This is a genomic window from Parvibaculum sedimenti (assembly GCF_009184905.1).
Lineage (GTDB): Bacteria > Pseudomonadota > Alphaproteobacteria > Parvibaculales > Parvibaculaceae > Parvibaculum > Parvibaculum sedimenti.
In genome coordinates this window covers 143590-159948 of record NZ_WESC01000004.1, presented here as the reverse complement: position 1 = coordinate 159948, position 16359 = coordinate 143590, and the positions used below count along the sequence as shown (strand labels likewise).

Genomic DNA, 16359 nt, shown 5'->3' with positions numbered 1-16359 from the left:
TGCCATGGGGCAATGTTTCACCGCTCACGGAGGAGCGCCGAAGCAAGCCAACCCGCCAGCGCCGCGCCGAGCACGGCGACCAGGCCGTAGAAGAGCGGCTGGGCATGGGCGAGGCGATAGATGAAGCGCTCGAGCCCGCTCTTGTCGATATAGAGGGGCGAGGCGATGGCGTCGACCACCTGGCCATCGCGCAGCAGGAAAACGGTCGCCGTATAGAGGCCGACGGGAACATTTGCCGGAATGTCGACGGTGGCGCGGAAAAGCGTCTGACCGAGAAAGGTCACGCCGCCTGGATCGCTGATAAAGAGCTTCTCGCGCTTCTTGTTGCGGATCAGCGCCTTGATGAAACTCGCCTCATCGTCGGGCGGCAGGATTTCCTCGCGGCCATCCATCGCCTGTGCCTTCGGTGTGCCGAGATCGACATTGTCGATGCCGATCTGCTCGCGCTTCAGAATATCGATGCCCGCAGTCACCTCGAGAGGCCTCGTGCTCGCCACCGCGTAGTAGCTCGGCACGCGTGGGAAGACGAGCGAGTCGTGATTGACCCAGATGCCGGCGATGCGGGCCTTGCGTCGCACCGTCATGGCGCGGCTGGGGCCTGTCACGACGACGATGACGTCGCGGTCGAGCGCTCGCTCGCCGGGAGTGTTCGCCTCCACCGCGCCGAAGAGCAGGATCTGCGTGCCGGTGAAATTCGAACGGATGGCGATCTTGTGTTCGGAAAGATCCGTGACGAGCTGGTCGGCGAGCGCAGGGGCGGTGCCCAGAGCCAGGAAGGCGGCAATGGCCCACTTATGTAACGCGCCCATCCTCATGAATGTGGCGCCAGATCGGAGATGGAAAAGAGATCGGGCGGCGTCGTCACGAGATCCCAGCCGAGCCTCAATCCCATGAGCAGCACGATCAGCGCGAGAAGCGCGCGCAGATGCTCGCCCTTGAGCCGCATGGCGGCGCGTACGCCATATTGCGCGCCGACCACGCCACCGATGACCAGCAGGAGGCCGAGCACCATGTCGACGGCCTGGTTCTCCACAGAATGCATGACGCCGGTGAGCGCGGTCACGAAGACGATCTGGAAAAGGGATGTGCCGATGACCACCGAGGTTGGCATGCGCAGGAGATAGATCATGGCGGGCACCATGATGAAGCCGCCGCCGACGCCCATGATCGCCGACAGCATGCCAACGAAATATCCGACGAGGATCGGCGGGATCACGCTGATATAGAGCTTCGAGCGGCGGAAACGCATCTTGAAGGGCAGGCCGTGCATCCAGCTGTGCTGGCCGCCCCGGCTTGCCGGGAGCGGCGTTCCCCGTGCCGCCGCCCGCATGGCGCGCAGGCTTTCCGTCATCATCAAGGTGCCGATGATGGTCAGGAAAACGACATAGATGAGCGAGATGGCAAGGTCAATCTGGCCGAGGCGCGTCAGCAGACGGAAGATGAAGATGCCACTCAGGGAGCCGAGCACACCGCCTGCAAGCAGCACCCCGCCCATCTTGAAATCAATGCTACCCCGCTGCCAATGAGCCAGAGCGCCGGTGACGGAGGAGGCGACGACTTGCGTCGACTGCGTGCCGACTGCGACTGCCGGGGGGATGCCGAGAAAGATGAGAAGCGGCGTCATCAGGAAGCCGCCACCGACGCCGAACATGCCTGACAGGAAGCCGACGGCCGCCCCCATGGCGAGGATCACCAGCACATTGACCGGCAGTTCGGCGATCGGCAGATAGATCTGCATGCGGCTTGGTCTCCGCCGGCGTTTCAGGCGCGCATTTCGTCCGCAGGAGGGCCTATTCGGGGTAGCACGTCGGCGCAGCGATTCCTAGAGCTTGGGGCTTTTACCGCTCAGGAGAGGTCGCCATTGGCGGTCGGGTCGGGACGCTTCGGCGCCCATGTCTCGGCGGCGACTTTCGCCTGGGCGAGCGTCGTCGCGTCGAGCTTGGCGGCGAGTTCGTCGCGCTTCTGCGCTGCGCCCTTGTCGCCGCCCTTGGCCGCGATGGAGAGCCATTTGTAGGCAGAGGCGTAATCCTGTGGCACGCCGAGCCCGCGCTCCTGAAGAATGGCGAGATTGTACTGGCTGTCGCCTAGGCCGAGTTCGGCAGCCTGCCCGAACCAGCGAGCCGCCGTGGTGAAATCCTGCCTCGTGCCGCGGCCCTCGGCATAGATGACGGCGAGGTTGTGCATCGCCTTCACATTGCCCTGCACGGCGGCCTTTTCATACCACTTGCGCGCCTGCGCATCGTCCTGCGCTAGCCCACGGCCCTTTTCGTAAAGCGCGGCAAGCCTGTATTGAGCGATGGCGAGGCCCTGATCGGCGGCCTGCCTGTACCAGTAAGCGGCCTGCGAGAGATCGGCGGCGACGCCCTCGCCATTCGCATAGCGCTGGGCAACTTCGTATTGCGCGGCGGGTTCGCCGCGCGTGGCGGCGGCGCGAAGGGCGCGGTCGCCGGTGGGCGCGGAAGCCTGGTCCCCGAGAGGGGCGGTGGCGACCGGTTTTGCTGGCGACGGCGTAAGTGTCGGGCCCTTGGCTTCCGTGCGCGGAATGGCCGCCTCGGCCTGTTTCGCCGGCTTCTTCGGCATTGGGACAATGGGTGACTCGGGGGGCGACTCGGAGGCCGTTTCGGCGGGCGCAGCCGATGTGGTGGACGCCGGAGCCGCTTCTCCCGTGGGAGCCGCCGCTTTGGCCCCGGCGTCGTCCGGCTTGGCCTCCGGATGTTCCTGTGTGGCAGGTGCCGCGGTTTCGGTGCTCGCGCCCATATCCGTGGCTTTGTCCGCAGTCTTGTCCGCTACCGGTGCGGGATTGACCGTCACGGTGGGTTTCGCGGGTACGTCGATGAAGGGCGCCAGAGGTTCGTGCTTCAGATACCGAAGCGTGGCAACGCCTGCGCCTGCGAGAATGAGGGCGGCGAGCAGCCCCATGAGGACGCGCTTGCCGCGATTGTCGCGGCGATCGTCGATGGCGGTGAAACGCGCCGCGGATTCCGCATAGGGCGACTGGCCGGGCTGCTGCGGGTTGCGACCGGCCTCTGCCGCAGCTTGCGCTGCGCGGCGCGCGGCGGACAGGAAATCATGCGCGGCATGCGCCGATTCCTGCGTTGGGTTGGTGATGTCCGCATCGGTCGGCGCACGCAGTTCGGACGTGGCTTCGTCGCCAGCGGTCGCGAAAGGTGGCGGCACGTCACTGATCGCGCCGCTCGCAACGCTTTCCGGCACGACCTTGGATGGTGAAGGAACCGGCGCGGGCGAGGGCAACGCCGGCACTTCCGGGAAGACCGGATCGGCGAAGGGGCTGCGGAAATCGGCTCTCGCAGGTGCGCCGAAGCCACCCATGGGCGGCGCATCGAAATTCGGGATCGGAAAGCCCTGCGCGCCGGGCACGAAGCCGCTGCCGGCACCGTGGGTGGTGCTGCTTCCCACCGCGATCTGGGGCGAAAGCATCTGCGAAGGCTGAGCAGGTTGCGCGGGCGTGGCAGGCTGGGCGAGCGCGGCCTTTGCTTCCTTTTCGAGACGGCCAAGCCGATCCGTCATCCGCTCCAGCATGACATGGAGCGACTCGGTCGTTTCGCGCGAACGGTTCTCGGCGATATTCAGGCTGTCCGACATGCCGGCGATCGCGCGTTCGATCGTCTGCACGGCCTGCAGCGTCATCTGTTCGTTGTCTTGCAGGCGGTTCGCCATCTGCTCGAGGCGGCTGTCGACGATATGCGTTGTATCGGGTGCGGGCGGGCGTGGCGCGTCGAGGTCGTCAAGACGGTGCGCAATGCTGGTCACCGTCATCTCAAAGGTCTTGAGCGTTTCGTCCGTCCGCTGCTCGGCGCGTTCGAGCCGCTGCATGATCTCGGCAAGGCTGCGCTGAAGGGTGTTGATCGTTGCCTTGTGCTGCTCGGCGTCGGTCTTGTCGGTAATGGCCTTGAGGGCGGTTTCGACGGCCTGCGCGCTCACCGAACCGACGGATTGCTCCATCTTTTCGAGGCGGCTCGCCATGGTCTGCAAATTCGTGTCGATCGCGCGGGCGCGGGCTTCGGCCTGCTCGCGTTCTTTTTCTTCCTCGCGCGCGTCGACGCGCTGGGCGACCTTGGCAAGGGTCTGACGAATTTCGCCGAGGGATTCTTCAGTTCGCCGCTCGGTTGTGTCGAGGTGGTCGACGACGGCGTTCAACGCCTTTTCGAGTGTCTGGATCGCCTTGTCGTCGGGGTTGCGCCGGGTGGTCCGTCCGCGCTCCTGCTCTTCCAGCCGCTCCGAGAGTTGCTGAATCTTGCGTTCCAGGGGGTCGAGCGTACGGCGATCCGGTGTGTCGTCCATCGCGCGCTCCGACTCTTCGAGCCGCTCGGCCAGATGACCGACGGTCTGTTCCAGGCGCCGCGCGAGTTCGGCGCCGCGCCGCTCGCTGCTTTCCACGCGATTGATCACTTCGCGCATGGTCTCGGCTACCGGCGCGAGGTCGTAGGGGGCCGGTTGGGAGAAATAGGATTGGGCGTTGGACGGCTGAGGGGCCGGACGCGGCAGGGATTCGGCACTTGTTCTGCCGATTTCGTCAGTGCCTGCGTCCAGAATCATCTGATTGAGCCACGCGCCCAGCGTGACGCCCGCGCGCTGAGCCGCTTGCTTGGCGGCTTCGCGCGCCTCGGGCTCAATGCCCTTCACGCTCCAGGGGACAGCAGGTCTCATTCCGAATCACTAACCCTTTGACGCCTTTTTGCAGTATGGCCGCGAAATCTGGCGGTAAAAAGCACCCTTTCAAGCAAGGATTGCGGTGCTCTCCAGTGCAGACACCCGCCCGACACGCCGTTGCCCGTTCATAAAACGGCAGACGCGGTAAATACATCATTAACGGCTGTTGAAAACTTTTAGCTTCGTGCAAGCCGGGCACAGCGTTACTCGGTCGCAAAGACTTCCGTGACGTATATGTCGCGGCCCTTGTTGGCGACGCCGACGCCCGAACGGGTGAGGGCGGTATCCTTCAGCACCTTTCGCCGGACGGGGTCGGTGGTCCAGCCTTTGACGACGGCGGCGGCCACCGTCTCGGGCGCCTGGTCCGCCATATCGCGCAGGAGGCTGATCGTCTCGAAAACCTCGCCGACATGGTTGGGGTCGACGGCCAGAACCCGTTCCCTTGTGCCCTGTCCGTCGGGATTGAAGCTGCCGATGAAGTTCCTCAGCGACATGTCGGCGCTGTGGATCGCGGCGGCGCGCTGCAGCGTCGCATCGGGCGCAAGCGGCGCGACGCCCTTTTCCCCGCGATAGGTGTTAACGGCGCCGAGTATGGCGCGGGTGAGGGTGCTTTCGCCCTGCGCCGCCGCACTCGCCGAGGCCGGGAGGGAGGTGAGGCTGACCCTCTCGGGCTTGGGCGGTTCTCCCGCATTCTGCGTGGCGCAAGCCGAAAGCGTCAGCGCCATGAGGACGTACATCAAAGGTTTGAAAACTTGCGGCATCGTCTCCCCCTCCCTTTCGACGGGACGAGGGAGGATAGAGCAACCGATGGTTCATGGCGAAGCGGGCATTCTTGACCTCTTGACGCTTACGTCAACGTCAACTAGCGTGGCGCTCACATAGAAAAACGGCGGAAAACCGCCAGCTCAATTACATGCCGCTCCTGCGTGCTGGGGGTGGACTTCGGTCCGCTGCCCCGGGATTTGTGCGGGTTCGGCGACAAGGGAAACAGGAAAACGTCGTGGACCACCAGTTGGACAATGCGGCTCAGGCCGCTGCTGCCCCCGCCGGACATTGCGACGGCAATTCCATCACCTTCTCGATCACCCAGCTTGCCGAGGAATTCGGCCTCACGACCCGCGCCATCCGCTTCTATGAGGACAAGGGCCTCCTGAAGCCGGAGCGTCAGGGCCAGACACGCATCTATCATCCGCGCGACCGTGCAAGGCTCATCCTCATTGTGCGCGGCCGTCTCGTCGGCCTCGCGCTGTCGGAGATCAAGGAAATCCTGAGCCTCTATGATCTCGAGGACGGCTGCGAAACGCAGAACCGAGTCGCCATCGACAAGTTCAAGCGCCGCATCGCCAGCCTCGAAAAGCAGCGCAAGGAGATCGAGCTCCAGATCGCGACGCTGAAGGAAAGCTGCCAGAAGCTCGAAGATACGCTGCAGGGCCAGATGGCCCAGGCGCTGGTCGATGCGAAGAAGCGTCCGCGCGTCGTCAAGACCCAGCCTTCCGCCGCACAGGCGAAAACATCCGCGGCGACCGTCTGAGGTCGAGCCGCTCCTAACCCGAGGCCGAACATGCCGAGCTACAAAGCACCCCTGCGGGAGTATCGTTTCCTCCTGCATGAAGCCTTCAACATGTCGCAATATTCGGAGCTTCCCGGATTCCGGGATGCGCCGCTTGACGTAGTGGACGCGATCCTCGACGAGGCTGCGAAGCTCGCCGAGGAGGTGCTGCAGCCTCTCAATCAGGTCGGCGACCGCGAGGGCTGCAAGCTCGCCAATGGCGTGGTGACGACGCCATCCGGGTTCAAGGAAGCCTACAAGACCCTCGTCGAAGGCGGCTGGCCGGCGCTCGTCGCCGATCCCGCCTTCGGCGGACAGGGTTTGCCCAATGCGCTGGGCGTTCTCTTCAATGAGATGGTGTCGTCGTCCAACATGGCCTTCGGCATGTATCCGGGCCTCAGCCATGGCGCCTATTCGGCGCTTCTTCATCACGGTACGGATGAGCAGCGGGCGATGTACCTGCCCAAGCTCGTCACCGGCGAGTGGACCGGCACGATGAACCTGACGGAGCCGCATTGCGGCACCGATCTGGGCCTGCTGCGCACCAGGGCCGTGCCGAATGGCGACGGCTCCTTTGCCATCACCGGCACCAAGATATTCATTTCCGCCGGCGAGCACGATCTCGCCGACAACATTCTCCATCTCGTGCTGGCGCGCACTGAAGGCGCGCCCGCGGGCATCAAGGGCATCTCGCTCTTCATCGTGCCGAAGTTCCTCGTGAAGGAAGACGGCAGCCTCGGCGAGCGCAACGGCGTCTCCTGCGGCGCGCTCGAGCTCAAGATGGGCATTCACGGTAACGCGACCTGCGTTCTCAACTATGACGGCGCCAAGGGCTGGCTCGTCGGCGAGGAGAACAAGGGCATGCGCGCCATGTTCACGATGATGAACGAAGCGCGTCTCGGCGTCGGTTTGCAGGGCCTGTCGCAGTCGGAAGCGGCTTATCAGAACGCTCTCGCCTATGCGAAGGACCGCCTTCAGGGGCGCTCGCTGACGGGCCCGAAGGAAGCGGACAAGCCCGCCGATCCTCTGCTCGTCCATCCCGATGTGCGGCGCATGCTGCTCAATGCGAAGGCCTTCAACGAGGGCGCCCGCGCGCTTCTCGTCTGGACAGCGCTTCATGGCGATCTCAGCCACGCATCTGACGATGCGAAGGCGCGCGAGTTCGGCGACGACATGATGGCGCTGCTTACGCCTGTCGTGAAAGGCTATCTCACCGATCGCGGCTTCGCGAATGCGGTCGAGGCACAGCAGGTTTATGGTGGCCACGGCTATATCGAGGAAAACGGCCTCAGCCAGTTCGTCCGCGATGCGCGCATCGCCATGATCTACGAAGGCGCGAATGGCGTTCAGGCTCTCGATCTTGTCGGCCGCAAGCTGGCGCAGAATGGCGGGCGTGGCGTCTTCGGCTTCTTCAAGCTGATCGACGATTTTGTCGCCGCGAACACCAATGCGAAAACAGAGAGCTTCATGAATGCGCTGGTCGCGGCCCGCAAGGACCTCGAAGCGGCGACGCTGTGGTTCATGGAGAACGCGCTGCAGAACCCGGACAATGCAGGCGCCGGTTCCTTCGACTATCTCCAGCTTTTCGGCGTCACCTCTATTGCCTTCATGTGGGCGATGATGGCGAAGACGGCGGCCGAGAAGCTCGCTTCGGGCAATGGCGACAAGGGCTTCTACGAGGCGAAGCTCAAGACCGCGCGCTATTACTTCGAGCGCGTCGTGCCGGAAACGGCGACTCATCTCACGCGTATTCGCGTGGGCGCCGCACCCTTGATGGATTTTTCCGCCGACGAGTTCTGATCGGCGGAAATCGACTCATAACAAAAAGCCCGAAAATCGGGCACAGACAGGAGAGAGAAACAGATGGATTTGATCGCCGGTTACAAGTCGCCCTGGCTCACGGAAGAGCTGGAGATTCTTCAGGATGCGGTTCGCAAGTTCTACGAAAAGGAATTTGCGCCGCATTCCGATCGCTGGAACAAGCAGGGCCATGTCGACCGCGATGCCTGGAACAAGGCAGGCGAGGCCGGCATCCTCTGCGCCTCGATCTCCGAGGAATATGGCGGCGGCGGCGGCAATTTTGCTCATGAGATGGTCATCGCCCAGGAACAGGGCCGCGCCGGCGTCAGCGGTTTCGGCAACTCGGTGCATTCGGGCATCGTCGCTCACTATATCGAGGCCTATGGCACCGAAGAGCAGAAGAAGAAGTGGCTGCCGAAAATGGCGTCGGGCGAGATGGTTGCCGCCATCGCGATGACCGAGCCCGGCACTGGCTCCGATCTTCAGGGCGTCAAGACGACGGCGAAGAAGGTCGGCAACCAGTATGTCATCAATGGCCAGAAGACCTTCATCACCAATGGCCAGCAGTCGACGCTGATCTGCGTCGTGGCGAAGACCGATCCGTCGGCCGGCGCGAAGGGCATCTCGCTCATCATGGTTGAGACGGAGGAAGTCGAAGGCTTCCGCCGTGGCCGCAACCTCGACAAGATCGGCATGCATGCGCAGGACACGTCGGAACTTTTTTTCGACGACGTGAAGGTTCCGACCTCGAACCTCCTCGGCACCGAGGAAGGCCGCGGCTTCATCCAGCTCATGCAGCAGCTGCCGCAGGAGCGCCTCATCATCGCCGTGCAGGCCTGCGTTGCGATGGAAAAGGCCGTGAGCCTCACTGCCGCCTATGTCAAGGAGCGCAAGGCTTTCGGCCAGTCGCTGCTCGACTTCCAGAACACGCAGTTCAAGCTTGCCGAGTGCAAGACCGAAGCCGCGATCGCCCGCGTCTTCACCGATGACTGCGCGATGAAGCTTCTCGACGGCAAACTCGATGCGACGACGGCCGCCATGGCGAAGTGGTGGACGACCGAAAAGCAGTGTCAGATCGTCGACACCTGCCTGCAGTTCTTCGGCGGCTATGGTTACATGATGGAGTATCCCATCGCGCAGATGTACCAGGACATGCGCATTCAGAAGATCTATGGCGGCACCAACGAGATCATGAAGCTGCTGATCGCACGCACGCTCTAATTACGCTCTGCCTCGCTCTTTGAGACGCGGCGTTCCACGCCGCGTCTCAAGGCGGGGAGCTTATTCAGGAATATTCCTCATCCTGATGATGGCGGGTAGCCGCATCTTCGAAGGTTGGGGCCATGGGACCAGACGGGAGACGGAAATGACCGACTGCTATGTCTATGACACCGTGCGCACGCCGCGCGGCAAGGGCAAGAAAGACGGCGCGCTGCACGAAGTGACGGCGCTGGAGCTTGGCACACAGGTGCTCAAGGCGTTGCGCGACCGCAACGGCCTCGACACATCGCGCGTCGACGACGTCGTCTTCGGCTGCGTCGATCCGATCGGCGAGCAGGGCAGCGACATTGCGCGCATTGCGGTGCTGAATGCCGACTACGCCGACACGACGGCGGGTGTGCAGGTCAACCGCTTCTGCGCCAGCGGTCTTGAGGCCTGCAACATGGCGGCGGCGAAAGTCATGTGCGGCGAGGCCGACATGGCCATCGGCGGCGGTGTCGAGTCGATGTCGCGCGTCGGCATGGGGGCTTCGGGCGGCGCCTGGGCGACCGATCCGGCCATTGCCTTCAAGTCCTACTTCACGCCGCAGGGCATTGGCGCCGATCTCGTCGCGACGAAATACGGCTTCAGCCGCGCGGATGTCGATGGCTATGCCATCGAGAGCCAGAAGCGCGCAGCGAATTCCTGGGAGCAGGGCTACTTCAAGAAGTCCGTCATCCCGGTGAGGGACATCAACGGCCTGACCATTCTCGATCATGACGAGCATATGCGTCCCGACGCGACCATGCAGTCGCTCGCCGCGCTCACGCCGTCCTTTGCTTCGCTCGGCGAATTCGCCTTCGACGGCGTCGCCCTTGAACGTTACCCCGAAGTCGAGGAAATCGTTCACATCCACCATGCCGGCAATTCGTCGGGCATCGTGGACGGCGCCTCGGGCGTCCTGCTTGGCAATCTCGACACCGGCAAGGCGATGGGCCTGAAGCCTCGCGCGCGCATCCGCGCCATGGCGTCCATCGGTTCGGAACCCTGCATCATGCTCACGGGTCCCGCCGACGTCTCGCGCAAGGCGCTGAAGAAGGCCGGCATGCGCCCCGAGGACATTGATCTTTATGAACTCAACGAAGCCTTCGCCTCCGTCGTGTTGCGCATGATGCAGGCGCTCGACATTTCGCACGACAAGATGAACGTCAATGGCGGCGCGATCGCCATGGGCCATCCGCTCGGTGCCACTGGCGGCATGATCCTCGGCACGGTTCTCGACGAACTCGAGCGCCGCGATCTGAACACTGCGCTCATCACGCTCTGCGTCGGCGCGGGCATGGGCACGGCCACCATCATCGAGCGCGTGTGAGGCGAACAATGACCACTTACGAAAACTTCAAACTCGAAATCGACAGCGACGGCATCGCCCTTATCACCTGGGACATGCCGGGGCGTTCGATGAACGTGCTCTCGCAGAGCTCCATGGCCGACATGGGCTCGATTATCGGCGAGATCGTTTCGAACGACGCCATCAAGGGCGCCGTGCTGACCTCCGGCAAGGATGCGTTCTGCGCCGGTGCAGACCTCTCGATGATGGGCGGCCAGGCTGGCGGCTCGGGTTCGGGCTCCAAGGAAGACCGCGTGAAGGCGACGTATGAAGGCAATCTCGCCTTCAACATGCTGCTGCGCAAGCTCGAGACCTGCGGCAAGCCGATTGCTGCCGCGATCAACGGCGTGGCGCTTGGTGGCGGTCTTGAAGTGACGCTCGCCTGCCACTATCGCGTCGTCGCGGACAATCCGAAGATACAGCTCGGCCTGCCGGAAGCGAAAGTGGGTCTGCTGCCCGGTGGCGGCGGCACGCAGCGTCTGCCGCGCCTTATCGGCGCTGCAGCCGCTCTGCCGCTCATCCTGCAGGGCACGGCGCTCGATCCGCAGAAGGCGCTCAAGGCCGGCATTGTCCACAAGGTCGTGCCTGCCGCCGAGCTGATCGACGCCGCCAAGGCCTGGCTCAAGGACGGCCTCGCCCAGCCGAAGATCAAACTCGGCAAGAAGGGTCCGGAAGTCTTCGCCATCGCCGTTCAGCCCTGGGACCGCGAAGGCTACAAGATTCCCGGCGGCGGGCCGCATAATGGCTCGGGCCAGGTCTTCACCATGGGCATCGCCGCGCTGCACAAGCAGACGCATGGCAACTTCCCGGCGCAGAAATACATCATGTCCTGCGTCTATGAAGGCCTGCAGGTGCCGATCGAGGCGGGTCTCCGCATCGAGACGCGCTACTTCACGAAGCTGCTGATGGATCCGCGCTCCAAGGCGATGATCCGTTCGCTCTTCCTCTCGATGCAGGAACTCGGCAAGGGCGCGCGCCGTCCCGCCAATGTGCCCGAATTCAAGGTGAAGAAGCTCGGCATCCTTGGCGCCGGCATGATGGGCGCGGGCATTGCTTACGTCTCGGCTCAGGCCGGTATGGAAGTCGTACTTCTCGACACCGATCAGGCCAGTGCCGAAAAAGGCAAGGCCTACTCGGAAAAGCTGCTCGCCAAGCAGCTGGAAAAGGGCAAGACGACGCAGGAGAAGGTCGACGCCCTTCTCGCCCGCATCAAGCCGACGACCAGCTATGACGACCTCAAGGGTGCCGACCTCATCATCGAGGCGGTGTTCGAGAACCGCGAGATCAAGGCGGAAGTGACGAGGAAGGCCGAACCGATGCTGGCCGAAGGCGGCATCTACGGCTCGAACACCTCGACCCTGCCGATCACGGGTCTGGCGGAGGCTGCGAAGTCTCAGGAAGGCTTCATCGGCATCCACTTCTTCTCGCCGGTCGACAAGATGCAGCTCGTCGAGATCATCATGGGCCAGCGCACCAGCCAGGAAACGCTCGCCAAGGCGATGGACTATGTGAAGCAGATCCGCAAGACGCCCATCGTCGTCAACGACAGCCGCGGTTTCTACACCTCGCGCTGCTTCGGCACCTATGTCGGCGAAGGCCTCGCCATGCTTGCCGAAGGCATCAAGCCGGCGATCATCGAGAATGTCGGCAAGTCGACCGGGATGCCCATGCCGCCGCTGGCGCTCAACGACGAAGTCTCACTCGACCTCGCCTACAAGGTGCGCGAGCAGACGAAGAAGGACCTTGGCGACAAGTATGTCGCCGCGCCTGCCGACAAGATCGTCGAGCAGATGGTGCTTGAACTCGGTCGCGTCGGCAAGAAGTCCGGCAAGGGCTTCTACGACTACTCCGCCGACGGCAAGAAGAAGCTCTGGCCGGGCCTCGCCGAAATCGCCAAGACGTCGAAGGATATTGCCGACGTCGATGTCGAGGAGCTGAAGAAGCGCTTCCTCTACATTCAGGCGCTGGAAGCGGCGCGCTGCTTCGAGGAAGGCGTCGTCACCGACGTGCGCGATGCCGATGTCGGCGCGATCCTCGGCTGGGGCTTTGCGCCCTGGGCCGGCGGCCCGCTCTCGCTGATCGACATGGTGGGCGCGAAGGAGTTCGTCGATACCTGCGACAAGCTCGCGCAGAAATATGGCGAGCGTTTCAAGCCGAACAAGCTGCTGCGTGATATGGCCGAGAAGGGCGACACGTTCTACGCCCGCTTCGCGCCCGAGAAGGCCGCAGCCTGATATCAGGTCGACCGATCATGAAAAGCCCGGGCGAGAGCCCGGGCTTTTTTGTTTCGAAAAAGGACGTTTGTAATCGATCCGTCATTTTTCTGACGCCCAGCTTTCGTGAAAGCTGGGTTTAACACACCCATACAGGCAACTGGCCGCGCCTGCGCGCGGGCAGCTTTTTATGGGGGTTTCATGCTTCGCGATTTTCGGAGCGGTCGCATTGCGTACCGCGCATCGATTTCTGTGCTGCTCGGTTCGGCCGCGGCGATAGCCCTCTTGTCTATGTCGTCTCCGGCTGTTGCCGCTGGCTGCCTGTCGAGCACGACCGCGGGCAATCTCACCGCGACGGATGGGAGCTGCGTTGAGGCAGGCACCACCATCGACAACTCGACGGCGACCAACAAGACGCCGATCACCATGACGACCGGCACTTCCGGCAACCCCACCGATTTCACGAATGCAGGCACGATTCACTCGGTTTCCGGCTCGGCGCTTTCCGCCATCGGTACAAAGAGCAACAATTACGTCTCGATCATCAATTCCGGAACGATCCAGTCCGACGCTTCGAACCCGACGAGCGACACGGGCGGGGCAATCAGGCTTGGAACCGGCGTTACGATCGACAATTCCGGAACCATTCAGGCGAGTGGAAATCCAGCGCCGGCCCAGAACGGCTATGCCATCTATATCGGTAGCGGCACCATCACTAATGAGCTTGGCGGGCTGATCCAGAGCACTGCCGGGGCGACGGTAACGGAGACCATCACGGATTCGGATTTGCTCGACTACGCAAACGCCGACTCCAATGTCTATGCGCTTTATGCGGGCAAGAAGGGCACATCCACGGTCGTCAACTACGGGACGATCAGGGCCACCGGCGATGCCGCAAGCGTCGATGCCGATCCTGATGGAAATTCCAATGAAGGCGAAGTCGGCGCCGTGCGTCTCGGAGATCCGGGCTATACGGGGACCGTCTTGCAGAACTACGGTGTGATCGAGACGACCGGCGTGATCGTCAACGAAGGTCTGCAGAATAACGACAGCATTGGCGACATGTACGGCGTTCGCGACGATGGCAAGAACGACGTCATCTACAATTATGCCGGCGCGTCCATTACCGGCGGTAAGCACGGCATCACGATAGACAAGGATGCCTCAGGAACCACGGTCTACAACTGGGGCACGATCACCGGCGAGAACGGCTCCGGTGTCGGCTCCGACGCGACGGACAATGCGTCTGTTGTCTCCGTCTATAATTATGAGGGCGCAACGATTACCGGCACCTGGAATTAGGCGGCTTATGAAGGTGGCAACGAAGCCTATTCCTTCGGCGATGGTGACGGTGTCGACATCGATCATATCGCCTATGTCGAGAACTACGGCACCATTCAGGGCACGGGCGCACACGGTATCAAGCCGGGTGAGACTGATCCCAGCATGAGTGAAGGCCTGGCACTCGGCGGCGGCACCGTCATCAACGGCGATGCGTCGCACACGTCGGCGCTGATCTCCGGCGCCAATTACGGTATCACGGTCGATGACAGCGCGAATGGCGATGCCTTCGGCGCGACCTCCATCACCAACTACGGCACGATCCGGGGCCTTGATGGCTATGCGATCAGGCTCGCCGATGATGCGGGCCGCTGGAGCAACACCATCACCAACTACGGCACCATCTCGGGCTCCTCGGCGACGAGCGTGATGATGGGCAATGGCGACGATACCTTCAACAATTTCGGCGGTTCGGTGACGGGCATCGTCGATGCGGAAGGCGGCTCCGACACGCTCAATATCGATCGCGGCGCGCTCTCGACCTTCACGCTCACCGGCGCGGACTGGATCAACTTCGAGACGACCAACGTGAAATCCGGCGTCGTCACGCTGTCCGGCGACTATACGAGCACCGACGTCTTCACGGTCGCTGCGGGTGCCGGCTTCATCAATGGCAGCACCGTCACGACGACGCTCTTTACCAACAATGGTGCGGTTGCGACGGGCACCGGCTCCTCCATCGGCACTTTCTCGGTCGATGGTGCCTTTACGCAGGGCTCGACCGGCCTCTACTACGTGAAGATCAATGGCACCGGCGGCTCCGATCTCCTCGACGTCACCGGCAATGTGACACTCGACGGCGCGGTCGAAGTCTCCTCGCTGTCAACGCGGTTCCGCTCCGATCTCGACTACACGATCGTTCAGGGCGACAGCCGCACGGGCACCTTCTCGTCGCTCGTCGACAACATCAACGCGGCTTTTGTCACGCCGACGCTCACCTATACGTCGAATGCCGTTCTGCTCGGCTTCGAGCGCAATGGCGTTAGCTACCAGAGCGTCGCCGATACGCCGAACGGCTTTGCGGTCGCAGGCGCCCTCGACCATGCCCATAACAATGCCAGCGGCGATCTCGCCGAAATCCTTGCCTATATCGATACCGGCACGGAAGGCGAGGCAGCCAACGCCTTCAACCAGATGGCACCCGACAATCCGACCGCGCCCGTGAATCAGGCGCTTATCGGCACGGCGGGCACGATCGGTTCACTGGTCTCCGACCGCATCGGCGCGCAGCAGACGGCCATGCGGAATGGCGGCACGCGCCTTGCCGCGTCCGGCGCCGATGGCGACCTCACGGCGTCCCTTATCGGCAATACGGGCCTACGGCCGGAATGGGCCGTCTGGGCGCGAGGCTTCGGCCTTTTCGGCAATGCCTCGTCCGATGCGGGCCTGGCCAATGGCTACGACTATCGCGGTGGTGGCATCGTCGGCGGTATCGACCGTTTCCTGGGAGACACGACGATCATCGGCCTTTCGGCGACCTACGCCCACGCCAATGCCGATCATTCCCGTATCGGCAGCAGCAGCGAAGTCTCGACCTATGAACTTGGCGCCTATGCCGGTTCCAGCTTCGGCGCCGTCGACCTCTCGGGCCGCATCGCCGCCGCCTATAATGATTACGGCACCTCGCGTCGCATCGTCTTCGGCGGCATCGACCGCACGGCCACGGGCGATTTCGGCGGCTATATGCTGACCGCTCAGGGCGAGGCGGGCTACCGCGTCGACCTCGGTGGCAAGGCATGGCTGAAGCCGGTCGCAGGCATCGACGTCGTGAACTTCCACTCCGACTCCTACACGGAGACGGGTGCTGGCGGTCTCAACCTCGCGCAGAACTCGCAGTCGGATACGCTGGTGCGCACCTCGGTTGGCGCGGCCGTCGGAACGAGCTTCGAGGCGCCCACCGCCAATGCGACGGTTTCGCCTTCGCTTGACCTGCGTTGGGGGCACGATGTCTCGCAGCCCGACGGCACGGCCACGGCTTCCTTCGCTTCGACGCCGGCTTCGAGCTTCGTCTACGCGCAGAAGGCGGTCGACCGTGATGCGCTGCTCGCCAATCTCGGCGTTACCGCGTCCTCGCCGGGTGGCCTGACCATCGGTCTGGCGGGCACGACGGATATTCGCAGCGACGCCAAGGGCTACGGGCTTTCGCTCAAGCTGCTCTACGCCTGGTAGGGAAAAGCCCTTCAGGCCATTTTGCT

11 protein-coding genes are annotated in these 16359 nt (G+C 63.2%); 7 read left to right on the top strand and 4 right to left on the bottom strand.

Going from position 1 to position 16359, the window contains the following annotated elements; genetic code table 11:
* Positions 1-17: 17 nt before the first annotated feature.
* From F2P47_RS05715 to F2P47_RS05700, 4 genes are all read right to left on the bottom strand, one after another.
* Positions 18-815, bottom strand: a complete 798-nt coding sequence (locus F2P47_RS05715; RefSeq protein WP_152215215.1) for a TIGR02186 family protein — start codon at positions 813-815, stop codon at positions 18-20.
* Positions 812-1738 carry a sulfite exporter TauE/SafE family protein gene (locus tag F2P47_RS05710; RefSeq protein ID WP_152215214.1) on the bottom strand — a complete coding sequence of 309 codons (927 nt, stop codon included), beginning with the start codon at positions 1736-1738 and terminating at the stop codon, positions 812-814. The genes F2P47_RS05715 and F2P47_RS05710 overlap by 4 nt, the downstream gene beginning before the upstream one ends.
* 107 nt (positions 1739-1845) lie before the next feature.
* The gene (locus F2P47_RS05705; RefSeq protein WP_152215213.1) at positions 1846-4668 is read right to left on the bottom strand and encodes an SEL1-like repeat protein; all 2823 of its coding nucleotides are present in this window, start codon (positions 4666-4668) and stop codon (positions 1846-1848) included.
* A 206-nt stretch (positions 4669-4874) separates the two neighbouring features.
* The gene (locus F2P47_RS05700) at positions 4875-5432 is read right to left on the bottom strand and encodes a CAP domain-containing protein (protein WP_152215212.1); all 558 of its coding nucleotides are present in this window, start codon (positions 5430-5432) and stop codon (positions 4875-4877) included.
* Between the two features lie 239 nt (positions 5433-5671).
* Here F2P47_RS05700 and F2P47_RS05695 point away from each other — a divergent pair, with 239 nt between their 5' ends.
* The 7 genes from F2P47_RS05695 (at position 5672) to F2P47_RS05665 (ending at position 16333) form a co-directional block, all read left to right on the top strand.
* On the top strand, positions 5672-6202 hold the full coding sequence (locus F2P47_RS05695; protein WP_246176754.1) for a MerR family transcriptional regulator: 531 nt from the start codon (positions 5672-5674) through the stop codon (positions 6200-6202).
* Between the two features lie 30 nt (positions 6203-6232).
* Positions 6233-8020, top strand: a complete 1788-nt coding sequence (locus F2P47_RS05690) for an acyl-CoA dehydrogenase C-terminal domain-containing protein (protein WP_152215210.1) — start codon at positions 6233-6235, stop codon at positions 8018-8020.
* 63 nt (positions 8021-8083) lie between these two features.
* Positions 8084-9241 carry an acyl-CoA dehydrogenase family protein gene (locus F2P47_RS05685; RefSeq protein WP_152215209.1) on the top strand — a complete coding sequence of 386 codons (1158 nt, stop codon included), beginning with the start codon at positions 8084-8086 and terminating at the stop codon, positions 9239-9241.
* 145 nt (positions 9242-9386) lie between these two features.
* Positions 9387-10592, top strand: coding sequence for an acetyl-CoA C-acetyltransferase (locus tag F2P47_RS05680; protein ID WP_152215208.1), 1206 nt, complete (start codon positions 9387-9389; stop codon positions 10590-10592).
* A gap of 8 nt (positions 10593-10600) precedes the next feature.
* On the top strand, positions 10601-12844 hold the full coding sequence (locus F2P47_RS05675; protein ID WP_152215207.1) for a 3-hydroxyacyl-CoA dehydrogenase NAD-binding domain-containing protein: 2244 nt from the start codon (positions 10601-10603) through the stop codon (positions 12842-12844).
* Positions 12845-13108: 264 nt separating this feature from the next.
* Positions 13109-14125, top strand: coding sequence for a hypothetical protein (locus F2P47_RS05670; protein ID WP_185680966.1), 1017 nt, complete (start codon positions 13109-13111; stop codon positions 14123-14125).
* 144 nt (positions 14126-14269) lie between these two features.
* Positions 14270-16333: an autotransporter outer membrane beta-barrel domain-containing protein gene (locus F2P47_RS05665; RefSeq protein WP_152215205.1), complete on the top strand. Its 2064-nt coding sequence runs from the start codon at positions 14270-14272 to the stop codon at positions 16331-16333.
* Positions 16334-16359 lie beyond the last annotated feature (26 nt).